General features: G+C 69.0%; 21 protein-coding genes and 1 pseudogene. 7 read left to right on the plus strand and 15 right to left on the minus strand.

Features of this window, described 5'->3' with window-relative positions:
• Positions 1 to 111: 111 nt before the first annotated feature.
• Both ACIBVL_RS42650 and ACIBVL_RS42655 read left to right on the plus strand, forming a co-directional pair.
• Complete coding sequence (locus tag ACIBVL_RS42650) at positions 112 to 1,872, plus strand: alpha/beta fold hydrolase (protein ID WP_399106585.1); 1,761 nt, start codon at positions 112 to 114, stop codon at positions 1,870 to 1,872.
• Between the two features lie 12 nt (positions 1,873 to 1,884).
• Complete coding sequence (locus ACIBVL_RS42655; protein WP_399106587.1) at positions 1,885 to 2,694, plus strand: amidohydrolase family protein; 810 nt, start codon at positions 1,885 to 1,887, stop codon at positions 2,692 to 2,694.
• Between the two features lie 41 nt (positions 2,695 to 2,735).
• Here ACIBVL_RS42655 and ACIBVL_RS42660 read toward each other — a convergent pair whose 3' ends face one another.
• The 6 genes from ACIBVL_RS42660 to ACIBVL_RS42685 all read right to left on the minus strand — a co-directional run bounded on the left by ACIBVL_RS42660 (position 2,736) and on the right by ACIBVL_RS42685 (position 8,897).
• On the minus strand, positions 2,736 to 3,395 hold the full coding sequence (locus ACIBVL_RS42660; RefSeq protein ID WP_399106589.1) for a TetR/AcrR family transcriptional regulator: 660 nt from the start codon (positions 3,393 to 3,395) through the stop codon (positions 2,736 to 2,738).
• A 325-nt stretch (positions 3,396 to 3,720) separates the two neighbouring features.
• A complete protein-coding gene (locus ACIBVL_RS42665; protein WP_399106590.1) occupies positions 3,721 to 4,821 on the minus strand; it encodes a PDR/VanB family oxidoreductase in 1,101 nt (366 codons plus the stop codon).
• A gap of 23 nt (positions 4,822 to 4,844) precedes the next feature.
• On the minus strand, positions 4,845 to 5,756 hold the full coding sequence (locus ACIBVL_RS42670; protein WP_399106592.1) for a metal-dependent hydrolase: 912 nt from the start codon (positions 5,754 to 5,756) through the stop codon (positions 4,845 to 4,847).
• 90 nt (positions 5,757 to 5,846) lie between these two features.
• Entirely contained in the window at positions 5,847 to 6,779 is a 933-nt protein-coding gene (locus ACIBVL_RS42675) for an alpha/beta fold hydrolase (RefSeq protein ID WP_399106594.1), read from the minus strand.
• Complete coding sequence (locus ACIBVL_RS42680) at positions 6,776 to 7,921, minus strand: hypothetical protein (RefSeq protein ID WP_399106596.1); 1,146 nt, start codon at positions 7,919 to 7,921, stop codon at positions 6,776 to 6,778. The genes ACIBVL_RS42675 and ACIBVL_RS42680 overlap by 4 nt, the downstream gene beginning before the upstream one ends.
• Before the next feature lie 4 nt (positions 7,922 to 7,925).
• Positions 7,926 to 8,897 carry an SDR family oxidoreductase gene (locus ACIBVL_RS42685; protein ID WP_399106598.1) on the minus strand — a complete coding sequence of 324 codons (972 nt, stop codon included), beginning with the start codon at positions 8,895 to 8,897 and terminating at the stop codon, positions 7,926 to 7,928.
• 92 nt (positions 8,898 to 8,989) lie between these two features.
• On the opposite strand from ACIBVL_RS42685, the gene ACIBVL_RS42690 reads away from it, so the two are divergent.
• The gene (locus tag ACIBVL_RS42690; protein ID WP_399106599.1) at positions 8,990 to 9,631 is read left to right on the plus strand and encodes a TetR/AcrR family transcriptional regulator; all 642 of its coding nucleotides are present in this window, start codon (positions 8,990 to 8,992) and stop codon (positions 9,629 to 9,631) included.
• Positions 9,632 to 9,916: 285 nt separating this feature from the next.
• Here ACIBVL_RS42690 and ACIBVL_RS42695 read toward each other — a convergent pair whose 3' ends face one another.
• Positions 9,917 to 10,114, minus strand: coding sequence for an alpha/beta fold hydrolase (locus ACIBVL_RS42695; protein ID WP_399106600.1), 198 nt, complete (start codon positions 10,112 to 10,114; stop codon positions 9,917 to 9,919).
• A 375-nt stretch (positions 10,115 to 10,489) separates the two neighbouring features.
• Positions 10,490 to 11,092, minus strand: coding sequence for a TetR/AcrR family transcriptional regulator (locus ACIBVL_RS42700; protein ID WP_399106601.1), 603 nt, complete (start codon positions 11,090 to 11,092; stop codon positions 10,490 to 10,492).
• A 507-nt stretch (positions 11,093 to 11,599) separates the two neighbouring features.
• On the opposite strand from ACIBVL_RS42700, the gene ACIBVL_RS42705 reads away from it, so the two are divergent.
• On the plus strand, positions 11,600 to 12,451 hold the full coding sequence (locus ACIBVL_RS42705) for an alpha/beta fold hydrolase (protein WP_399106603.1): 852 nt from the start codon (positions 11,600 to 11,602) through the stop codon (positions 12,449 to 12,451).
• 628 nt (positions 12,452 to 13,079) lie between these two features.
• On the opposite strand, the gene ACIBVL_RS42710 is transcribed toward ACIBVL_RS42705, so the two are convergent.
• Entirely contained in the window at positions 13,080 to 13,541 is a 462-nt protein-coding gene (locus ACIBVL_RS42710; RefSeq protein WP_399106605.1) for a family 78 glycoside hydrolase catalytic domain, read from the minus strand.
• 478 nt (positions 13,542 to 14,019) lie between these two features.
• Between ACIBVL_RS42710 and ACIBVL_RS42715 the strand changes: the two genes are divergently transcribed.
• Positions 14,020 to 14,886, plus strand: a complete 867-nt coding sequence (locus ACIBVL_RS42715) for an alpha/beta fold hydrolase (protein ID WP_399106607.1) — start codon at positions 14,020 to 14,022, stop codon at positions 14,884 to 14,886.
• A gap of 348 nt (positions 14,887 to 15,234) precedes the next feature.
• Here the strand turns inward: ACIBVL_RS42715 and ACIBVL_RS42720 are convergent, their stop codons facing one another.
• Entirely contained in the window at positions 15,235 to 15,828 is a 594-nt protein-coding gene (locus ACIBVL_RS42720) for a TetR/AcrR family transcriptional regulator (protein WP_399106609.1), read from the minus strand.
• Positions 15,795 to 16,256 carry a nuclear transport factor 2 family protein gene (locus tag ACIBVL_RS42725; protein WP_399106627.1) on the minus strand — a complete coding sequence of 154 codons (462 nt, stop codon included), beginning with the start codon at positions 16,254 to 16,256 and terminating at the stop codon, positions 15,795 to 15,797. Before ACIBVL_RS42725 ends, ACIBVL_RS42720 begins: the two co-directional genes overlap by 34 nt.
• Between ACIBVL_RS42725 and ACIBVL_RS42730 the strand changes: the two are divergent.
• Positions 16,179 to 16,454, plus strand: a pseudogene (locus ACIBVL_RS42730) (helix-turn-helix domain-containing protein); the annotation flags it as partial. The gene ACIBVL_RS42725 and the pseudogene ACIBVL_RS42730 sit on opposite strands and share 78 nt — an antisense overlap.
• A gap of 298 nt (positions 16,455 to 16,752) precedes the next feature.
• On the opposite strand, the gene ACIBVL_RS42735 reads toward ACIBVL_RS42730, so the two are convergent.
• Both ACIBVL_RS42735 and ACIBVL_RS42740 read right to left on the minus strand, forming a co-directional pair.
• Entirely contained in the window at positions 16,753 to 17,820 is a 1,068-nt protein-coding gene (locus ACIBVL_RS42735; RefSeq protein ID WP_399106611.1) for an alkene reductase, read from the minus strand.
• A 194-nt stretch (positions 17,821 to 18,014) separates the two neighbouring features.
• Complete coding sequence (locus ACIBVL_RS42740) at positions 18,015 to 18,854, minus strand: alpha/beta fold hydrolase (protein WP_399106613.1); 840 nt, start codon at positions 18,852 to 18,854, stop codon at positions 18,015 to 18,017.
• A gap of 67 nt (positions 18,855 to 18,921) precedes the next feature.
• Between ACIBVL_RS42740 and ACIBVL_RS42745 the strand changes: the two genes are divergently transcribed.
• The gene (locus tag ACIBVL_RS42745; protein ID WP_399106615.1) at positions 18,922 to 19,593 is read left to right on the plus strand and encodes a TetR/AcrR family transcriptional regulator; all 672 of its coding nucleotides are present in this window, start codon (positions 18,922 to 18,924) and stop codon (positions 19,591 to 19,593) included.
• 396 nt (positions 19,594 to 19,989) lie between these two features.
• Here the strand turns inward: ACIBVL_RS42745 and ACIBVL_RS42750 are convergent, their stop codons facing one another.
• A complete protein-coding gene (locus ACIBVL_RS42750; RefSeq protein ID WP_399106617.1) occupies positions 19,990 to 20,820 on the minus strand; it encodes an enoyl-CoA hydratase/isomerase family protein in 831 nt (276 codons plus the stop codon).
• A gap of 604 nt (positions 20,821 to 21,424) precedes the next feature.
• Complete coding sequence (locus ACIBVL_RS42755; RefSeq protein WP_399106619.1) at positions 21,425 to 22,123, minus strand: SDR family oxidoreductase; 699 nt, start codon at positions 22,121 to 22,123, stop codon at positions 21,425 to 21,427.
• Positions 22,124 to 22,657: the final 534 nt, after the last annotated feature.

The raw sequence follows: 22,657 nt of genomic DNA on the forward strand, positions 1-22,657 counted from the left end.
GAGAAACCGACCCCACCAGCTGAACTATCTGCGTCGGGCCCTTCAACGCCCTCAGGGGATCTGGGCCCGGCGCGTGGGCCGGAACCCACTTGAGGACACCACGAGGCCGACATGACCGACGCGACTGAGAACAACGACGGCAGTGCTGCGGCCGACAACGAGAGGCTGGTCTTCTTCAGCGACGCCGTTGTCGCGATCGCCCTGACTCTGCTGGCACTGGAGCTGCCGGTGCCTCATGGGGCAAGCGACACCGCGGTGTGGAGAGCGTTCCGGGAGCACTTCCCGGAGTATGCGATGTTCCTGCTGAGCTTCGCGGTCATCAGCGAGCTCTGGGTGGCGCACAAGTGGCTGTTCGGCCGCGTCGGCGGCTTCAGCCCTCGGCTCGTCTGGCTGAACTTCGTCTGGCTGTTGGGCACCATCTTGATCCCCTTCGCGACGAAGGTGCTCATCGAGGACGGTGAGTACCAGGTGAGCGCCGTTCTCTTCGCCGTCGTGGTCGGAGGAACCGGGCTGGCTCTGATCAACATCGCGCGCCACTGTCGCGCCTGCGGCCTGCTGCGGCCGAGTGCGCTGCCGCAGCTGCACACGAGCTGCACACCGACGCCGAGGCGAACCACACGCGTCGCTCGCAACTCGCCGGACAGCCGCCTGGCGCACTGCATCACGCCAGGCCGAACAGGAGGAGCTTCAGGCATGTCAGCAGCACAGGAGGTCACCCAGGGGCGCACGGCCTCCGTCGTGACCCTGGAGTTCGTCGGCAGCCGCGCGGAGACGGAGGACGCCACGTCGAAGCTCAGCGTCGAATCGCAGGCCGGGCTGCGCCAGTTCTCGCTGGAGCGTATGACCGGCTACGGCGTCGACTACGCGGATGCCGTCGAGCTGCGCGCCCGCGTGGTCGAGGGGCAGGACTGGCACTCGGTCGCCACGGAACTGGCGGATGGGTGCCTGCGTCGTGCCGAGAGCGCCGTGGGAGTCGCGGGGAAGCCCACGCGCATCGCGTACCTGCGCCGTGCATCCGCCCTGCTGCGGATGAGCCAGATGATGATGCTGTCGGACACCGCGGAGCGCCGGGCGATCTTCGAGCGGGCCGCGGACCTCTACGAGCAGGCCGCCGACGCCTGTGGTGACCGTGAGCGCGTCACGATCCAGACGACAGGTGGTCCGCTGGCGGGGTGGCTGGTCCCCGCAGTGGGTACCCCGGTCGGCTCGGCCATCGTCATCGGCGGCGTCGAGGGCTGGGCGATGGATTTCGACAGCATCGGCGAGGCACTCGCGGCCCGAGGTGTCGAGACGCTGTTGCTCGACGGCCCGGGCCAGGGCGAAACAAGGCTCGCGCACGAGCACTACCTCACCGCCCAGTGGGGGGACACCTACGGGCGAGCGGTGGACTTCCTCGACGAGCGCTCGCCGGGCCGCCCGATCGGCTTCATCGGCAACAGCATGGGGGGCAGCATCGCCATGGCCGTCGCGTCCCAGGACACCCGGATTCGGGCCTGCGTCGACAACGGCGGCATCCACGCCCCCGAGCTCGTGCCTCCGACCATGGGGACCTTCTTCTCGAAGATGGTGGCCGTCTGCGGCACCGAGGACTCAGACCATGCGGTGGACGTCTGGAAAACCGTCACCCCGCTCGCCGACGGACCCAACACCGGCTATCCGCTGCTGGTCGTGCAGGGCGGCGCGGACCCCCTGGTCTCGGTGGACCTGGCGCAGATCCTTCTGCAAGGCGCACCTACGGACGACAAGCGGATGGTCGTCTTTTCCGACGGAAACCACTGCGTCTACAACCACAAGCACGATCGTGACGCACTCATCGCGGACTGGATGACGGCTCGTCTGGGTGGTCTGCCCGTTCCCGAATTCGCGAACTGAGAGGAACGCTCCATGAAGATCATCGACGCGCAGATCCATCTCTGGGCCGGCGAGAGCGCGCCGCCGCACCACTGGCGCGCGCCGTGCACCGTTGAGACGGCCCTGCGGGACATGGACGAGGCCGGCGTGGACGGCGCCGTCAACTGTCCGGCGGTCTGGGACGCCGACGCCAACGACTACGCCGTGGAAGCGGCGAAGCAGCATCCCGAGCGGTTCGCGACCCTAGGCTGGTTCCCTCTCGACGAGGCCGCGGACGAGGCCCTCGTCGATGCATGGCTGGACGAACCGGGCATGCTGGGCCTGCGCTTCATTGTGGCGACCCCTGAGGCGGCCGACCGCCTCACGTCGGGCGGGCTCGACTGGCTGTGGGCGGCCGCCGACAGGCGTAGCGCCCCCGTGGGGCTCATGGCGTTGCCCCCCCCGCAGCTGAACGCTGTCGGCGACATCGCCACCCGATACCCGAACATGCGTCTGCTGCTCGACCACCTGGCGGTCAGCCCCTTCGAGAAGCTGCCCGGGGCGGCCGAGCACCTTGATGCTCTGCTCGCTCTCGCGCGCCACCCCAACATCGGGATGAAGGCGACGGCTGTACCGAGCATGGCTACGGATGCGTACCCATTCGAGAGCACCCATGGTGTGCTGCGGCAGGTCTTCGACGCGTACGGCGCCGAGCGGATGTTCTGGGGCACCGACATCACGCGTCTGCACTGTTCGTGGCGCGAGGCGGTGACGATGTTCACCGAGGAGCTGCCCTGGCTGCGGGGCCGTGATCTGGAACTGGTCATGGGCCGCGCCGTGGCCGACTGGATCGGCTGGCGATGAGACGGTCCGGCGACGCGGATGGCGCCGTCGGACCGCATCACTTAACTGGTCCTGGCCTGCGCAGGCTGCGGAGAGGAGTTGAGCCTGATCCGTTCCAGGCCGTCGAGGAGCAGGTCCAGACCGAACTGGAACTCCTCGTCCGGCGGCACGGAGGTCAACTCCTCGGACGCGGCGATCGTGGCCGGATAGGCGTCCGCGTCAAGGGAGTTGTAGTAGTCCCTCAGACCGAGGTGGTCCTCGGGCGTCGGCGCACCGGGCCCGTGCTGCTGGATGGCGAAGCCGATCACGTAATGGCCGATGGCCGTGAAGGCACGGGCGGCCAAGGCGACCGAGAAGCCGTGACTCAGGAACAGCCTGATGAGCCGTTCCCTTGCGCGAAGGCCGTTGGGGCCGACGGGAACCTGGGCCGCCAGGAGCGAAATCGCATGGGGGTGTCGGCACAGCGTGCCGTAGAACGCCCCTGCTGATACGGTCACGGCTTCCCGCCAGGACAGACCGTCCAACTCCTCGGAGGAGACGCGGACTTCGCCCAGGATTCTGTCCGCGACAAGAGCAAGGAGTTCGTCCTTGCTGCCGAAGTGCCGGTAGAGCGTCGCCGTGCCCGAGCTCAGGGCATCGGCGAGCATGCGCAAGGTCAGTGCCTGGATCCCGACCTCGTCGATGAGCTTCAGGGCTGTGTCGATGATCCGTCCGGCATCCATCGGCGGCCGTCCTCGCCGGTACGCGGGCGCGGGCGTCCGGCCGGCCCACCAGGCGGGACTTCCTGGAGCGGGCTCAACCTCCGAAGCCATGAAGCGGTCACCCTTTCATCCCGGTCGTCCTGAGGGCATGCATCGAAACAGAAGTTTCGGTCTTATCGTATCCGTTTTCGGCAGCGGCACAGCGCAACGTGGCGACAGGGCACGCGACGCGCCCTTATGGTGGATACCATGTATCCGTAAAACTTCTAGGGGAAGGTGCGCCACGATGGCGGACGGCAAGGACTCCACGAAAAGCCGCGCTGCCATGATCGAGCTGTCCCATCGCTCACACCTCCAGCACCAATCGCTCTCCTTCCGGTGCGCGCGAGACGCAGGGCAGCATGGCGCCCCCCGCACGTTCGGTGGCCGTGAGCCGACGGTCACGGTGATCGACATGGCCGTGGGCCACCCGTACCCGGCAGGTGCCGCAAAATCCCTGGCGGCAGGAGAACGGCATGTCCGGGAGGGCCTCGTGGAGAACATCCAGGGCGGAGCGGTCGTACGGCACCGGCAGAACCCGTCCGGTGTCGCCCAGCTGAAGTTCGAAGGGACGGCCGTCTGTGATCGGGGGCGGGGCGAAACGCTCGAAGTGCAGGGCTGACGCGCGGCTACCGCCGAACGCGCGCCGCACGCCGTCGATCATGGGCGCGGGCCCGCAGCAGTACACCGCACCCGCCGCCGGGCTCAAGCTCAGCAGATCGGCTGCTTCGGGTACGCCGGACTCGTCGTCAGGACGGATGCAGACCCGGCCAGGGGCTGCGGCTGCGAGTTCGGCCAGCTCTGCCGCGAAGGGCATCGAGGAGCGGCTGCGGCCGGTGTGCACGAGCCTCCAGTCCAGCCCGCGTCGGGCGGCTTCCCGGGCCATCGGCAGGATCGGGGTGATTCCGATGCCGCCCGCGATGAGCAGGACGAATGCTTCGGCGGCGAAGGGGAAGGCGTTGCGGGGCGCGGTGACGGCGACCCGCACACCGTCTTTGAGGGCGTCGTGCACCTCGGCCGAACCGCCTCCGCCGCCCGCGATGCGGCGCACCGCGATGCGGTACTGGTAGCGGTCGGCGGGGTCGCCGCACAGTGAGTACTGCCGCTTGCGGCCGGAGGGCAGGTGCAGTTCGATGTGGGCGCCGGGCTGCCAGGGTGGGAGTGTTGCCCCGTCGGGTGCTTCCAGCCGCAGGGAGATGACATCTTCGGCCTCTTGGTGCCTGGTGGCGACCACCAGTTCCCGGATCAGGGGCGTCTCGGTGGCCGGCGGGCGCCTGGGAGGAGTGCCGCGCCGTGCGAGGCGCGTGACCGCGTGGTCGCTGAAAGCCGCCAGCTTCTGCATGAAGGAGTCGCCGCGCGGTCTGCCGTACAGGTCCGGCGGCCGAGTGACGGGTGTGCTGATGTCCATGGGATGCCTCACTGTTCGCCGGCTCATCGGGCAGCCGCTCGGGCGGCAGGGGACGCCGCCAGGTAGGCGACCGCCTGCTGGGTCGAGCCCTCCTGGGTCGGGTGGTAGCCGGGGCGGAAGTAGCGCAGCACCGAGCGGGTGAACGCGCCCGGCGGGGGCAACAGGTCCTTGCGTGTCGCGGCCAGGTAGTCGTGGAAGCGGACCTTGACCCGATCGTCGAGTTCGGGGTCGGCGCTCATCAGGAAGCGGACTCCGCGGATCCACAGGCGGGTCAGCACCGGAGCGGTGACGAGCATGCCGGTTACTCGGCGCCGGTATCGGGGATCGAGGTGCACCAGCAGGTCGAACGCCACCGAACGGTGTTCGACCTCCTCGGCGCCGTGCCAGCGGAACAGATCGAGCATGGCGGGGTCCGCGCCGACCTGGTCCAGGTGTTCGTTGCTGAGAATCCAGTGACCCAGATACGCGGTGAAGTGCTCGAAGGCCGCTATGAGGGCGAGCCGTTGGAGGAGGTGCGCGTGTGCGGCGGCCGGCGTCAGTTCCGGGCGGTCTCCGAGCACCCTTCGGAAGATCCATTCGGACTGCAGGGTGTACGGGGCCGGGTCCAGCCCCTTGGTGAGCAGGTGCTCCAGGACCTCCTGGTGCGCCTCGGCGTGCATCGCCTCCTGGCCGATGAAGCCGCGTACGTCCTCGCGCAGCCGGTCGTCAGTGATCAGTGGCAGTGCCTGCTCGAAGGTGCGCACGAACCAGCGTTCGAGTTCGGGGAGCATGAGGTGGAGCACATCGATGGTGTGGGTCGCGAAGGGCTCACCCGGCAGCCAGTGCAGCGGGGTGGTGCTCCAGTCGAAGGTGACGTCCCGGGGTTGCAGCACCAGGTCGTGGTGGTCGATGGGCTCGGACGGACTCTTCAGGTGGGCATGTGCGGCTCGGAACATGACAGGTTCCTCTTCCATCGGCGATCGAAGTGTGGGGAGGGGCGGTCGGTCAGTCGTCCCGTACTGCCGGCCTGTTGGTCTGTTGGTCTGTCAGATCGGGTGCGTGGTGTGGTCCGGGCTGCGGTCGGAGCCGTCTTCGGTGCGGTGGGCGAATTCCGCGATCAGGGACGCGATCTCCTCGGGGTGGCTGAGCTGTACCCAGTGCCCGGCGTCGATCAGGCGCCGTTGCATCTGGCGCGTCCAGTGCTCCACTCCGTACGACAGCACCGGGGTGACGCAGAGGTCGCGCGTGGGGATGATGAGCTGAACCGGGACGGTGGTCGGCCTGTCCCTGGGACGCAGCAGGCGGGGCAGCATGTTGGCGCGGTAGAGCGCGGTGCCGGACACGGCGTCGCGGGCCAGCGTCGGCGCGGGGTAGGGGGTGTGCCCGGGCACGCCTTGGGAGCCGGTGAGGAAGGCGCGCCAGCGGTGTCCCAGTGCTCTCCAGGTCAGGGCGGGCAGCAGCGGAAGGTGGAAGTAGGCGATGTACCAGGACCGTGCGGCCTGCCTCAGCATCTTCGGCAGATCCGGATGCCGGGGCCGAAGGCGGGCACGGATCAGGTGTCCGACGTGGTCCAGGCAGGGTCCGGAGATGGAGGTGAACGAGGCGATCCGCCCGGCCAGGCGGGTGCCGGTGACCGACTCCCAGGAGTGGATCGATCCCCAGTCGTGTCCGACCAGGTGCACCGGGCGGTCGGGGCTCACCGCGTCGAGAACCGCCTCCAGGTCGGCTTCCAGGCGGGACATCCGGTAGGCGCGCAGACCCCTGGGCCGGTGGGAGGCACCGGCTCCCCGCACGTCGAAGGCGGTGACGTGGAAGCGGTCGGCCAGGCGCTCGGCGACGGGGCGCCACACGGCGCTGGTGTCCGGATAGCCGTGGACCAGCACCACCGCAGGAGCCGTCGACGCTCCCCACTGGTAGGCGGCCAACTCCACGCCGTCGGCGCCGTCCACGGCGATTCGGCGGGCGGCCGGGCTGGTCATCGGCCACCGCCGGCAGGGATCAGTTCGCCGTAGTTCAGACCGCCGTGGAAGAAGCCGGGCAGCACCGGCCAGTGCCGCTTGAAGGGGGCCAGTTCCGAGGAGGGCAGGATCTGCAGCCAGCGTGGATCGCGTCGGCTGGGGTCGGCGAGCGTTTTCTCCTTGACCATGGAGTCGTACTGGTCGAGAGAGTCCTCCAGGGTGTTGGCGTTGGGCACCACCTCATGGCCGTAGAACGCGGCGTGGCGGCGCACCCCGGGGATGCGGGAGAGGTCGGGCTGCCAGTTGTCGGCCGAGATGCCGTTCTCGGAGGAGACCCACACCCCGTCGGGGGTGTTCAGCACCAGGGAGTGGTTGCCGTCCGTATGGCCGGGGGTCCACAGCAGGCTGACGCCGACGCCGAGTTCCACATCGCCGTCGACGGCGGTGATGCGCTCGGGTGGTACCCCGTCCATGCCTCCGTCGACGTACCAGGCCCACTGCATCGGATGCGTCGATTCGAAAGTGCCCAGTTCTCTGCGGTGCACCAGCAAGCGGGCGTGCGGGAACAGCGCTTTGCGGGGTGCCCGTTCGCCGGGAATGGTGCTGGTGCTTCCCATGATCATGCGCACGTCCTGGACGTGCAGGTGGTCGAAGCTGACGAAGTCCACGTCCTCGGGTCGCAGACCGCAGGAGGGCAGGACCGTATCCGGATCCTGGTAGTAGCGGGTGAAGACGTGCTCGGTGAGAAAGTCTCCCGCCAGCCGCTTGAGCTGGGCGTAGAACGGCGCTTGAACCGATCCGGCGGCGACGGTCGGCTCCCACACCAGTGTTTTCGGCTCACCGTCGAAGCCGTCGAAGCCGTCGAACTGCACGACGAGCATCCGGTTGACGATGCTCACGAACGGGTTGACGGCGAGCGCGGCGCCGTGGAAGCCGAACCGGGTCGGGTACGGGGCGGCGGCGATGTCGAAACTGCGGACGGCGTGGATGCGGCCCTGCTGGACGAACCGCTCACGGTAGGCGGCCGCGGCGCTGCGCACGGCGCGCAGCCGGTCACCGCGGGGCCATACGGCGTGGACACCTTCGAATTCGGGGATGGGACGCGGAGCGGCGGCGTCCTGGGCCTTCTCCGCGCTGGGCGCCGGCTTGGGCGTGGTGGTCACGGGCTCAACTTCCGGGACGGCGGGCGGTCCGGATGCGCTGCTCGTAGGCCGCGCGGACCGACCGGTCGGACAGGGCGGCGAGCTGGTCGGGGACAAGGAAGTGATGCAGGGCATCGCGGGCACGGCCCGGCAGCAGCGCGGCCAACCGGGTCAGGGCAGCTACCTGACGTGGAAGGAAGACCTCGAACCGCGGGCGCAGCACGACATCGAGCACCGCGTCGGCCACATGATCTGTCGTCAGGCGTCGGGTGGGGCCGGTCGCGGTGCCCACGGCCAGCTCGGTGTCCACGACGCCGGGCATCACCAGGGACACCTGCACGCCGGTGCCGCGCAGTTCGGCGCGGACGGCGGTGCTGTAGCCATGGACAGCGTGCTTCGTCGCCGCGTAGGTCGCCTCGCCGGCCGGGGCGACCTTGCTGGCGGCGGAGGCGATGTTCACGACGTGGCCGCGACCGCGCTTCCGCATCTGCGGAATCACGAGTTTCATCCCACGCAGTACGCCGTGGACGTTGACGTCGAACTGGCGCAGGGCGGCTTCCTCCGGTTCCTCTTCGAAGGGGCCCACCCACATGATTCCGGCGTTGTTGATCAGTACGTCGATCGGCCCGACCCGGGTCTCGACGGTGCGCAGGAAGTCTTCGAAGGAAGGTGTGTCCGTGACGTCGAGAGACAGCCCGAGCAGCCGGCCACCGCGATACGCGCCGATGGCATCGGCCGTCTCGACGGCAAGCCCCGCGTCGAGATCGCCGATCGCCACCGCGGCTCCGGCCGCGGCGAGCCTGGCTGCGACGGCGCGCCCGATTCCGCGCCCCGCCCCGGTGACCGCGATCACTTTGCCGGTCAGCGGCTGTGTGGGGGGGAGCCTGCCGCGGTCTCTTCGGCTGAATGTGTACGGGTCTTTGGGCGGTGCTGCCACGGTCGAGCCCCCTTCTTGCCCTGAGCACGAGCGGAACGCCGAGCGGCAAGCGGCCCCCACGCGCGTCTGACACGTCGCCGTGTCAGATGAACTGACAAGCTAGAGTGTCAGTTCGGGGCACACCGGTGTCAACACCTCTGCGAAGGGGAAAAATGACCGGCACACAGACCGCCGGGCGGCGCTACGGCGGACGCGACGCGGCGCAACGACAGCAGGAGCGCCGCACCCGCCTCATCCAGGCGGGCCTCGACCTGTTCGGCACGGCCGGATACGCCTCGGTCTCCGTCAAGCAGGTGTGCTCGCACGCCGGACTGACCGAGCGCTACTTCTACGAGTCGTTCCGCGACCGCGAAGACCTGCTCGCCGGGGTCTACAACGATGTGATCACTACGATCATCGCCGAAACCGCGCAGGCCGCAGCCGCCGCCGCACCCGATGTCGACGCCCAACTGCGCGCCGGCCTTGAGGTGTTCATCCGCACGCTGGCCGGCGACGCCCGCATGGCCCGCCTGGTGCTCATCGAGGTCGTGGGCGCCAGCCCCCGCCTCGAAGTACGGCGCCGTGAGGTCCTGCACGAATTCGCCGCAATGGTCGCCGCCGTCGTCGGACCGCTCACCGCCCCGGAAGCCCCCTCCAGCCGGCTCACCATGACCGCGATGAGCCTGGTCGGCGGAGTCAACGAACTCCTCGTGGACTGGACGCTCGGCCACCAGGACGCCACCGTCGAAGAACTGATCGACCTGTGCCACACCCTGTTCATAACGGCCTACCGAGCCGTCAGCGATCAGCCCTGATCACACTTGCCCCGGATTCGTTCGGGCGCTTCTACACCGGACGGCGGCCCACGCCTTCCGCTCACCGGTCCGGCGCACTCGGATCGCCAGGGCTACGTACAGTGACCCGGAACCGCTCCTGAAAATGTTCGCCTCCGATGGCGACTGGATGCCGACCCCGTAGACGTCGAGCAAGAGGTGGGGAGCCAAGAGGTAGATCAACCCGATCACGGCGACCCCGAGGCCCGCGGAACCAAGAAGCATCTTGTTCGGACTCATCTTTTCTGATACCTCCGGTGTGGGAGCTCATCGAAGAAGCTCCAGAACATGTGGCGCGAACTGCTCGTGGTGTGGGAAGACGCCGCCATGGCCGGCATCGGGGCAGATCCGACGTGAGGCGTTCTTCAGGCGATGCGCGAGGCCGAACGATGCTCGTGTGGGAAGCATGCGGTCGTCCTCGCCGTTCGCGACCAGAACGGGGTGCCGGATCAAGGAGAGGTCCATCGGTGCGTGATTTCTCCAGCGAGGATCACCTTGAGCTGGGCAGCGACCCTCTCGGTGAGATCTCCATATCTCGTCCGCAGGAGCGAGGATGCTGTTCATCCCGGGCCTGCCGAGGGCGGGCGCCAGCCATGAAAGTATGGCCATAATGCATGAGTGGTCGGTCGGTAGACCGCAAGCGGGCTCCTTGTGCTCGGGACGCCCCGCCCGTGGCGGACGCGGGGCAGGCCGGCGAGGCCCCGGCGGCCGGCCGAGCGGCCGCCTGTGAGGTCGCGCGGGCGGCCGGCTTCCGGCGCAGGGAGCTGGCGCGGTGGGGTCAAGCGGTGGGCTGCTCAGGTGTAACGGGCGGCCTGCGGTGACGGGTGCGTTCTGGGCGGGTCAGTTCGGGGCTGTGGCGTGCCCGTGCTCGAGGCCCAGGAGTGCGAGGGCGTTGTGGATGCCCTGTTCGAGGACCTGGTCGGCGAGCTGCGGGTCGGCGAGGGCCCGCGCGAGCTGGAGTGTGCCGGCCATCATGGCGTACGCGCTGAGTGCCATGGGGCGGACCGAGAGCGGGTCGCCCGGCGCCAGGCGGGCGGCGATGCCGTCGGCGACCACCAGTACGCCCTCGGTGTACGCCTGCTTGGTCGGGTGGGTGCAGCGCCCTATCTCGTCGAGCAGGGCGGCGGAGGGGCAGCCGGCGTCACGGCTGTCGCGGTGCCAGGGGGACAGGTACCAGCGCACGATCTGTTCGAGGCCGGCGCGGCCCGGTTGTGCGTGCGCGACGATGCTCGCGTTCTGGGCCTGCAGCTGGTCGGCGATCGTGGTGGCCACCAGGTCGTCCTTGGACGTGAAGTGGGTGTAGAAGGCGCCGTTGGTCAGCCCGGCGTCCTTCATGAGCGCCGCGATGCCCGAGCCGTCGATGCCGTCCTCCTTGAAGCGGCGGCCGGCCGTCTCGATGATCCTCCGCCGGGTGGCCTGCTTGTGTTCTTTCCTGTATCGCACCGCACACTCCTCTCCGGGCCGGGTGGGCTACTCGCCCTCCGTCGGCTCCTCCAATGTATTGTATTGTGAACGTAATTCAATAGGCCCGGATTCCGGCACTCTCGCCGGTCGGGGTGGGGCCGCAGCCCCTCGGTCTCCGCTGCGCTGCACCGCGTGCACTGTCGACCGGCATGCGGCCCCGAGGCCGGCCGCGGGCTTCGCCCGCCATGGGAGCCCCCTTGTGCGCCCGGGTCGCGCCTGCTTAGTATTATGGACATAATTTAATTGCTCGCGGCTCGGCACGGTGGATTCCGAGGGCCGGAGCGAGCCGGAAGCCGCCTGGGTCACCCCGGGGGGCGAGAAGGTGATCGAGCGGTCCGAGCGGATCGTCGCCCCTGGTCCACGACCCTGGCTCGCCGCGTAGGGCGTCGGTCAAGGGCAGCGGCCCCACAGGCCCAGCATGTCTTGCGTGCTGCGTGAGCAGGCCCGCGAGAACGGACGGGCACCCGACAGCAAGAGAAGGACGTCATGAGCACGTATCTGGCAGACAAGGCCGAGAACCGCATCGTGGAGGGGCCGTCCGCGACCTTCACCTACCGGCGCATGGGTCCGCAGGGCGGTGTCCCGCTGGTCCTGCTGCAGCGGTTCCGGGCGACCATCGACTGGTGGGACCCGGAGTTCCTGGACTACCTGGCCGCCGACCACGACGTGATCGTGTTCGACAATGTCGGCGTCGGCTACACCACCGGCGAGCCGCGCGACTCCCTCGACGGATTCGCCGACGGCGCCGCCGAGTTCATCGAGGCCCTCGGCCTCACGCGGGCCGACGTGCTCGGCTGGTCACTGGGCGGCTTCGTGGCCCAGCGCCTGGCCGCGCGTCGCCCGGAGCTGGTGCGCAAGATCATCGTGGCGGGCAGCGGCCCGACCGGCTGGGTGCCCGGTGCGCCGGAGGCGAGCGAGAAGGTCCTGGGCATCATGGCCAAGCCCGACGCCGACCAGGACGACATGCTGTACCTGTTCTACCCGGAGACGGACGCGGCCCGCGCCTCGGGGCACGAGCACTTCGCCCACGTCGCGCCCCGGCTCGCCGCCGGCGGCCCCGCGGTCACCGAGGCGGCGGCGCAGGGCATGCTCGCCGCGATCGGCCAGCTCCTGGCAGCCCCCTTCGACGAGGTGCGGGCCGAACTGGAGTCCATCACGCACCCCGTCCTGTACGCCAACGGTCTGCACGACGTGATGGTCCCCGCCCACGCGTCCTACGTCGCCGTCCAGCACCTGGCCGACGCCACCCTCCTCCTCTACGGCGACGCCGGCCACGCCTTCCTCTTCCAGCACGCCAGGGCCTTCACCCGGCAGGTGGCCGACTTCCTCGCCGCCTGAGCACGCCTACCGCGCCGCCGATCCCGCACCCCGGCGGCGGCTGGCTGAGTCGTGCAAGCGCCGCCTCACAGCCGTGAGGCGGCGCTTGCACGATGACTGACCGGCGTCGCCATCGAGGCTGGGCAGTCGGTGCGTACCGGCGGCGTGGCAACGGGGCTGGATTGCCGGTTCCCAGTAGTGCACCGTCGTGTAGCTGAGGCCCCCGCCGAAGGCGGACGTGATGCCCCCGGACCTGGCCGCAGTAGACCGGCAGCTGTCCGGCAGGGCGGGGAACGAACGTTGAGGGGCAGCCGCCCGCTCGGCTCGATGCGCTCGAGCGCGAGCTCGGCGATCGCCCGACCGCCCTGCATCCCCGGGTTGAAGGCCTGGTCGATGGCGTCCGCGCAGAGTTGCGAGGCGGGCAGCGTCGAAAGCTTGCCCTGGATGGACAAAACGAGGGGCCGGTCGGGCTTCTGAGGCCGCCGGGGAGCGCGATCTGACTCCCGATGAGATCCAGCGTCGCCGTGGAGCGGTCTTTTCCGGTCAGACCGACGGTGTCGCCGACGTAGTCGGCCTGGGACGCGACCGCCATCGCCTCAGCCAGTTCGGCCTCGCCGACCTCGACGGGCAGGGCCGACCGGATCGGGGATCAGCCGGCCGATCTGCGCACAGCGACGGTGTTGCGCAGGAGCATGAGCGAACACCACGACAGTTCGAGGACGGGGCGGACGTCGATGACGACGGCGCTCACCGCGTCACCGGCCGGGATGCCTTTGGGCCGGCCCGTGAGCTCAACGCAGCGGAACCCGTGGAAGGCCGTGGCCGGTTCGAAGGCGTCTTCGCAGCCGCTCAAGATGAAGCGGTCGGCCGCCAGAGCCGAACGCAGCGGCCGTACGCACAGCTCGCCGTCCTCAAGGACCCCGGGTGCCACGCCGTGATGACGGTCCGGCCACTCCGCGCGCACGGAGCTTGAGTCGGCCCACGACGTTCTGTCCGAACTTGAGGAGAAGGCGCCGTAAGCGTCGCGCCGGGTCCGCCACGGGTGCAGGTCGGCGATGCGCTGTGCCGGCGACGCGGGGTCGGGGCTGAGGCGGCCGTTGTCGTAGTCCACGGTGCGGACTCCGGCCCGGCCCTCGTCCTGGAATCCGGGCGCAGCCAGGCGTCGTCCTCACGCCGGGCGTCGATGCCATGACCGCTGAACAGATCGTCGGCTGTCACCGGTCCGGGGCCGGACGTTCGCGACTCGCCGGTCACGACCAGAGTCTCGCAGCCGTCGGCGCAGGTGAGCCGCTCCTGCCCTGGTGGTGCGCTGTGCTGTGCGCCGCGAAGCCCGGCGGAACCCGTGATTCCACAGCTGTGCATCTCGTTCGGCTCCACCACTTGCACCCCAATGAAAGTATGGTCATACTTCAATGGTCGACGGGTTGTTCAGAGACCTGATCCAGGTGGTTGTCCATGAGCCTCCTCTGACCGTCGACTCCGGACTGCAGCCGCGGCCGGGAGACACAGGAGCACCGCTCTACGCCCACCTGCGAGGAAGCAGAAATTGGCGCACAGTCGCGGTAACCCACACATCGAAGGGCACGACCGTGAACGCACGCGAAACACATGGTGACGTGGTGACGTCGTACAAGAACGCGCAGACCCGCACCGTCACCGCCGACGGAGTAACCTTCGCCTACCGCGACCTCGGCCCCCGGACCGGCATGCCGGTCATCTTCATCACCCACCTCGCCGCGGTCCTGGACAACTGGGACCCCCGGGTCGTCGACGGCATCGCCGCCAAGCACCGGGTGATCACGTTCGACAACCGGGGTGTGGGTGCCTCCACCGGCGTGACGCCGAAGACCATCGAGGAGATGGCCAAGGACGCCGTCACCTTCATCCGGGCGCTGGGCTTCGAGCAGGTCGACGTCCTCAGCTTCTCGATGGGCGGCATGATCGCCCAGGTGATCGCCCAGACCGATCCGCAGCTCATCCGCAGGCTGATCCTCGCGGGCACCGGTCCGGCCGGAGGTGAGGGCATCAAGAACGTGACCCGGATCTCCCACTTCGACACCCTCCGGGCACTGCTCACTCTTCAGGACGTGAAGCAGTTCCTCTTCTTCACCCGCACCCCGAACGGGATTCGGGCCGGCAAGGAGTTCCTGGCCCGCCTGAAGGAGCGCACCAAGGACCGGGACAAGGCGATCCGCCTCACCTCCTACTTCTCCCAGCTCAAGGCCATCCACCGCTGGGGGCTGGCAACGCCGCAGGATCTGTCCGTCATCCAGCAGCCCGTGCTCGTCGCCAACGGTGACGACGACCGCATGGTGCCGACGCCGAACTCGGCCGACATGGCCCGGCGACTGCCCAACGCCGAGCTGGTGATCTACCCCGACGGCGGACACGGCGGCATCTTCCAGTACCACGAGCAGTTCGTGCCGACGGCTCTCGAGTTCTTCGGCCGGCCGTAGGGCCGCAGTGCGGTCTGCGTACGGGGCCAAGGACGCCGACTCAGAGCCGTGACGCCCGGCGGGCGTCACGGCTCTCGTCACGTGTTCGGCGTAACTGACCTGCTCGCCTCTCGGCCCTGCGGCGCCGAGGCGGTTGTCGTGCAGGACGGCGATGCGGAGACCGGTCGACGTCCCGTTCGGGCACCAGGACCCAGGCCCAGGACCTGCACTGCCGCTACGGCGTATTTCGAACGGGCGCAGAGTCGGCCCCCGTACGAGCGCAGGACCCCCGCACCGGCCGCTCCCGAGATCGCAGTTGCCCCGGGGACCACCCGCTCACGCGGCACCGGCGTCCCGGCCCGTGCCAGGTCATCCAGCCGGTGCTGACGTGCATCGCGCGATGGCGAGGGCGTTCTCGATGCCCTGCTCAAGGACCTCGTCGGAGAACTTTTGGTCGGAGAGCGCGCGGGACAGCTGCAGCGTTCCCACCGCCAGGGTGAAGAGCCCGACGGCCTGACCGCGGGCGGACTGCGGATCCTCGGGTGCCAGGCGGGCGGCGAACTCGTCCACGATGGCTTTGGCACCGTGGGTGTAGGCGTCCTTGGTTCCGTCACCGCAGCGGCCGATCTCGTCCAGCAGGGCGGCGTTCGGACAACCGTTGCCGGGGTTGTCCCGGTGCTCGGGCGACAGATACGAGCGGATGAGATCCTCGAGGCCCTCGCGGCCGGGCCGCAGCGTGCCGAACTGCTCCACCTGCGCGCGCAGCTGATCGGCGACGACGTGAGCGACGAGGTCGTCCTTGGACTCGAAGTGGGCGTAGAAGGCTCCGTTGGTGAGTCCGGCGTCCGACATCAGCGTGGAGATGCCGGAGCCGTCGATGCCGTCCTGCTTGAACCGGTGGCCGGCCCGCTCGATGATCCGCTGCCGCGTCACCTGCTTGTGTTCCTTGCTGTAGCGCGCCACAGGGTTCCTCCCCAACTTTGCCGGACCATTGCCTTGTATCTCATCCTAATCCATGGCCTGACGCACGTAATATTACGGTCGGCAGGTGATTGTGTGGCCGATCTATCGCCCAGCAGACGGCAGGCCAGGCATCGCGCACGGACCCACCTCAGGGAAAGCACCGGTAGCCGGTAGCGCGCACACGGCTGGGTGGGTCTGTGACGTCCGGAACATCGTGTTGCCGCGGTGCAGTGGCTGTGGACGGCGACGAGTTCACCCTCGGCGATGACCCGCTCGAGCCCCACGCTCAACTGCGGGAACTGCGTGAAGTACGCGTCCGTCCCGGCCTCCAGGCCCGCCGGGCCGTCGGCGCCCGCTGCTTCACCGAGGAAGTGGGCATGAACCGGGGACGCCGGCTGATCCAACAGAGGGCCGGCCGGGGCCGTCACCTCCTGGAGACCGCCGACCTGCCGGTGGACGAGATCGCCGGCCAGGTCAGCTTCGCTGCCCACACCTCGCTGCGACAGCATCTACACGCCGCCGTCGGCGTCTCCCCGCCGGCCCACCGACGCACTTTCCGTGGTCATGTCTCAGAGAGCGGTTATAGCCCTGGTGTTCGCGCGACCGCCGCGGAGCGCTCCGCTTGAAGTGCCGTGTGGTGCCGTCGTCCGGCTGCGGCGCCGCTGTGGCTGGTCGCGCCCACGTGGCGGAGCCGCATATGTCACAACCCCGGGCTGCGCCTTGAGGGCGTTGGCGAACCGTAGTCGACGGGGTCGAGTGCACGTCCGGTGCGGCGAGTCCGGATTGGGAGCCGCGGGGCGGGACCTCGTGGTCATCGACGGCACACCGCTCGCGTCGCGAGCGCATGTTCACCGCTGCCTGGCTGCGCCGTGCGTACGCCGAAGCGCCCGAGGAAGACGACTTCCTCGGGCACTGGCGCTCCGGTCAGGCGGCGTGGGTGGGGTAGTCGGTGTAGCCGGCCGCGCCGCCGCCGTAGAAGGTGGCGGGGTCGGGGGTGTTCAGGGGTGCTCCGGCTCGTATCCGCTCGACCAGGTCGGGGTTGGCGAGGGCCATGGAGCCGACGGTGACGACGTCGGCGATGCCGTTGTCGATGTCCTTGGCGCGGGTGGCGATGTCGGTGCCGGCGCGGTTGAGGAATAGCGTGTTGGGCCACAACTTGCGCAGTGTGCCCAGGAGTTCCTCGTCGCCGCCGTGGGCGAGGTGCAGGTAGGCGAGGTCGAGGGGGGCGAGGGCCCGCACGAGGTGCGGGTAGAGCTCGTGGGTGTCGTCCTCCGCGAGGTCGCCGAGCTGGAACGGGTTGCCGGGGGAGAGCCGGATGCCGGTGCGGTCGGCTCCGATCTCGTCGGTTACGGCGGTGGCGACCTCTACCGCGAAGCGGATGCGGTTGTCGAGGGAGCCGCCGTACTGGTCGGTGCGCTGGTTGGTGCTGGGGAAGAGGAACTGGTGGACCAGGTAGCCGTTGGCGCCGTGGATCTCGACGCCGTCGGCGCCGGCCGCGATGGCGGCCGCGGCGGCGCGGCGGAAGTCGTCGACCGTCGCGGCGACCTCCTCGGTCGACAGTGCGCGCGGCTCCGGCATCTCCTGCATCCCGGAGCCGGTGAACGTCTGGCCTGCCGGCTTGATCGCGGAGGGGGCCACCGGCTGCCGGTGGTGGTGGGTGTTGTCGGGGTGGGAGATGCGTCCGACGTGCATGAGCTGGATGACGATGCGTCCGTCGGCCTTGTGGACTGCGTCGGTGACCTTGCGCCAGCCGGCGATGTGCTCGTCGGTGTAGATGCCCGGGGTCACCGGGTAGCCCTGGCCGCCGGCGGAGGGCTGGGTGCCCTCGGTGATGATCAGGGCGTGCGAGGCGCGCTGGGCGTAGTACTCGGCGTTCAGCTCGGTCGGCACGCCGTCCAAGGTGGCCCGGCTGCGGGTCAGGGGGGCCATCGCCAGACGGTGCGGCAGGGAGATCTTTCCGGCGACGGTCGGGGTCCACAGGCTGTCGAGCATGCGTGATTCCTCAGATTGTTGGTGGCGGACATCCGGCAGACCCGCGTTCTGGGCTGTGAATCCGATGCGGCATCCGCCATGGGCATGGATAAATTACATTACGTCCGTAATGCTTTGCTGGGTGGCGGGCGGTACAAGATGGCCAGGACGGCCGTCGGCCGAGGACGTGCCGTTCGCCTTTCGAACGCGGCTGCTTACTCGTCGAGGAACTGAAGGGCGTGCTTCAGGAACCGCTCGGGGTACTGGAAGTGGGCTCCGTGCCCGGCGTCGGGGTAGATCAGCAGTTGGGCGTTGGGGATGTTCTGGGCGAGGTGCCAGGAGTTGATCGAGGCGATCATCACGTCGTTCGTGCCGTTGAGGACCAGGGTCGGCTGGGTGATCGCGTTCAGGTAGGCGTAGGGATTCTCGCCGGGCAGCGGTTCCGCATAGGCGGCAACCGCTTCGAGCTGCGCCTGTGCGACTTCGAGTGAGCTCGGCGGGTCCTGGTCGGTCCGCTGGTGGCGTCGCTCCCAGAAGGCCCGGCCCGCTTCGACGGCGGCTTCCGAGCGGCCGAAGAACAGGAAGAGGAAGTCCTCCACGGTGGGGACCGGATTCGTCGCCACCTCGGGCACCTTAGGGTCCATCGTTGGGTCCCCGCCCCGCAGGCCGGTGCCGACCAGGAGGAGCTTGCGCACCAGCTGGGGGTGGCGCAGCGTGACTTCCTCCGCCTGCCAGCCGCCGATCGAGAAGCCGAGCAGATCGACCTGCTCCAGCCCCAGCGCCCGGATGACCGCGGCGATGTCGTCGGCCATGTCCTCCATCCGGTTGCGCGGCGTGCCGGATGACGAGGCGATACCGCGCCCGTTGAACAGGATGACCTCACGGCCTTCGGCCAGGCCGTCGGTGAGCAGGGGGTCCCAGTGGTCCATTCCCCCGCGGAGGTGCTGGATGAGGAAGATCGGGACGCCGGAGGGCTTGCCCCAGCGTCGGTAGGCGAATCGGTCGCCGTCGACCTCGATGTACTGGGTCGGGGCGGTCACATGCGTGTCGCTCATGGTCTGCGGCTTTCTGCAGGGGGCAGCAAGACGATGACGGTCGTAATATAAAAAGTCAAGCTCATAGATGTCGATCGACATCTATGTATGCTTGGCCGTCGAGCGTCGACCGTGGAAGGGGTGGCTGGACATGCGGGTCACCAGGGCACAGGCGGAGCAGAACCGTGCGCACATCGTCGCGACAGCAGCCAGGCTGTTCCGCGAGCGCGGCTATGACGCTGTCGGCGTGGCGGAACTGATGGCGGCCGCCGGGTTCACCCATGGCGGGTTCTACAGGCACTTCCGCTCCAAGGCCGACCTGATGGCCGAAGCGTCCGCGGGCGGGCTCTCGCAGACCGCGGCACGGACAGAAGGCCTGGATCCCGCCGAGTTCGTCGAGAGCTACGTCTCCCGGGCGCATCGCGACGGGCGCGGCGACGGCTGCACCATCGCGGCCCTCAGCGGCGATGCCGCACGTCAGCCGGCGCACATCAAAACGGAGTTCGCGGCCGGGATCGAGAACCTGCTGACGGCCCTTCAGGCCCCGAGCGGCACGCAGGGGGATGCGGACCAGCGCGCGGCCCGCACCATGGTGATCGACATGCTCGCCCATTCGGTCGGCGCGGTCATGCTGTCGCGGGCATGCCCGGACGGTTCTCCGCTGGCGGACGAGATCCTCGATGTCTGCCGCAAGGAAATCCTCGCCTCACTGGCACGCGACAGCAGCGACCAGCCGGCGACACGGAACCCAGGAGCCTGACCGCAGCCGACCGACCACCCGAGGGTCAGACACTGACGAGCCTGCGATTTTGAGCCGTTGGTGCGGCATACAGTGCCTTCTCCAAGGATGCTCTGCGCTGCTGCCGAGAGCCCTTCGTGCCGTCGACGAAGTCACGGCACCGGACGTGAGAACGGTCGACCTGCACACGTGACGACCGGTGCGCGGTGGGGCATTGCCCGTCGCGTTGTCCGTGTTCGGACCCCGGCGGGTGCGGCGGGGCCCTCCGGCCGGGAGCCGGCGGCCGGGCCGCCGTGGAAGCGTGCCCGGCCGCCATGGGGACCCTGGTGGGCCGGGGACGGATCCCGCCCGGGGGGTCGTGGCGCCTACGGGCGCCCTGTGGGGCGCTGCGGTCGGTCGTGGGTGCGGCCGGGGTGATCAGAGGGCTTCGCTGACCCGGCCGATGTACTCGCCCAGCTGGTACTCGACGTCGAGGCCCTTTTCGGCGGCCAGTGCGCCGAGCCCGACCGCACGCGCGGCGAATCCCGGCTGCGTCAGGGTGCCCGCGAACTCGCCGAAGGAGGCGACCAGGTGGGCGTCCGGCGGCAGTGTCGCCCGGTTGACCTGGGACTTGGCGGTCGCCAGTGCCTGCCGGTCGAAGGAGGCGAGACGGGCGACGGTCGCGTCGACGAAGGCGTCGAGTTCGGCGTCGGGCAGGGTGCGGGTGACCCATCCCCAGCGCTCGGCCAGGTCGGCGTCGTAGTCGGCACTGCCGAGGATGGCCTCGAGCGCCCGGTCGCGGCCGATCGAACGGGGCAGTCGCTCGGCTCCCCCTCCGCCAGGGACGAGGCCGAGGCCGACCTCGGGCTGGCCGAAGAACGCCTTCTCGCGGCTGGCGTAGCGCAGGTCGCAGGCCAGGGCCAGCTCGTTGCCGGCGCCGCGGGTACGGCCCCGGATGGCCGCGATGCTGACGAACGGAGCCTTGCTCAGCCGCAGGACCATGTCGGTCCAGAGCGGGTTGTCGTCCTCGTGCTCGGGCGCGGGGAGGTCGGCGGCCGCGGTGGCGTCGAAGTGGTTGATGAAGAAGTCGGGAAGTTCGCTGGCGAAGACGACGACCTGGATGTCCGGGTTGCTCTCCAGCTCCGAGACGATCTTGTGCAGCGTCACGATCGACTCGGGAACCACCAGGTTCACGGGGGGATTCGAGAACGTGATCCTGGCGGTCCGCGGGGTCGTCCGCTCCAGGCGGATCGTGCTGGGCTGGCTCATGGCGTGGTTTCCGTTTCGTGTTTCGTAGGGGGGCTTGGGCTTGCGTGGCCGTGATCGCGTTCGGCAACCATGGAGCTGTTGCGCCGGGTGGGGTGCGGGTGTCGTCGGCTTGTCACTCGGAACTGCGTCGGCTGAGCCGGTCCCGCCTGCACCTGTGCGGCGTGGTGTGGGCTCCGTTCGTTCGGGCTATGGCGAGATACCGCTCGGCCCCACCATTCACATTACGGTCGTAATATAATAGGCCGCAAAACGCTCAGCAGGCAAGACCCGACACACGGGGCGAACCGCCGGCCAGCCGTTTCCCATGGATGGCCGACCGGCGAACCGCAGCCGTCGAGACCGTCCGGCGGCGTACGAGAGTGGGAAGGGTCAGGCGGGCGGAAGGGATCCTCGCTTTTGAGCGAGGCCGCCGCCGGGGTCTTTGCGGATGGAGGGGAGGGCGGGAGTGACGATCGGGTTGTCGAGCGCGGTGATGAAGCCGGCCGTGCTGGTGATGACCGCGGCCCCGACGGCACTGCCTCCCGAACCGGTTGCTTGTGATGCGGTGTCAGGACGTTCCCTTGGCGGACGTGCCTGGCGGTTGGCCCGTGGGGGTGGGTGCTTTTCAGGGGAGCTGCGGGTAGAGCGCCGAGACGCCCCCGGACAGTGCTGCCTGTGCCTGGCGGGCGGCGTTGTCGGCGAGGATCTCGTAGGAGCCGGCGGCGATGCCGTCCACGGCGATGCGCGCGATGTCGGCCGGGTCGGACTTGGCCGCGTCGACGGTACGGACCATGTCGGTGTCCATGTAGCCCACATGCAGACCGGCCACGCGGATGCCCTGGTCGGCCAGTTGCACGCGCAGGGTGTTGGTGAGCGACCACTCCGCGGATTTGGCGGCGCAGTAGGCGCCGAACTCCGGGAAGCTGACCCAGGACAGGCCGGACAGGACGTTCAGCATGGCCCCGCCGCCGTTGGCCGCGATCTGGGGTGCGAAGGCGCGGGCCACCGTCAGGGTGCCGAGGTAGTGGGTGTTCATCTCCAGGCGGATGTCGTCCAGGTCGGCGGTGAGCAGGTCGGCGCCGGTGGAGGAGCCCGCGTTGTTGACCAGGACGGTCACGTCGCCGGTGGCCGCGGCGGCGGCCGCGACGGAGGCGGGGTCGGTGATGTCGAGTGCGATCGGCTTGGCGCCGGGCAGGTCGACCTGGTCGGGATTGCGGGCGCCGGCATAGACGGTGGCGCCGCGGCTGAGCAGTTCGGCGGCGAGGGCCCGGCCGAAGCCCCGGTTCGCTCCGGTGACAAGGGCGGTGCTGGCGGAGAGGTCCATGAAGGTTCCCGGTGAAGTGGAGAGGAGATGACCAGGGCGCGGATGGCGTGGCCCGATGCGGCCCAGGTCCATTAAATTACGATCGTAATAGTAAGCAGGCTGAGCCAGTGATCGCAACCGATCCGCTTGGTGAACGACGCTGAGCCGGGCCTCTTGCCGGAGCACTGTCAAGGAGCTGATCGCTGCGGGCAAGGCCAAGTGCTTCGGCCTGAGCGAGACCGGCCCGCAGGCCATCCGCGGGGCGCAGGTGGTGCGGCCGGTCTCCGCCCTTCAGGCTGGTACTCCGGTTCGAGCGGGGCGTCGAGCAGTTCTTCCCGGTCCTCGGCGAACTGGGCGTCGGCTTCGTCGCCTACTCATCTCTCGGCCGCGGCTTCATCACCGGCACCGCCACACTCGCCGGCGAACGCGACGTAGCCGACCTGCGCAATGTCGACCCCCGCTAGGCGGTGTCTTCAAATGATCTTGAGTGATGGATCATGGTCGGGTGATACGTCGACATGAACTGTCAGATGCCGAGTGGGAGTTCATCCGGCC

This window comes from Streptomyces sp. NPDC049687, assembly GCF_044465285.1.
Classification (GTDB): Bacteria; Actinomycetota; Actinomycetes; order Streptomycetales; family Streptomycetaceae; genus Streptomyces.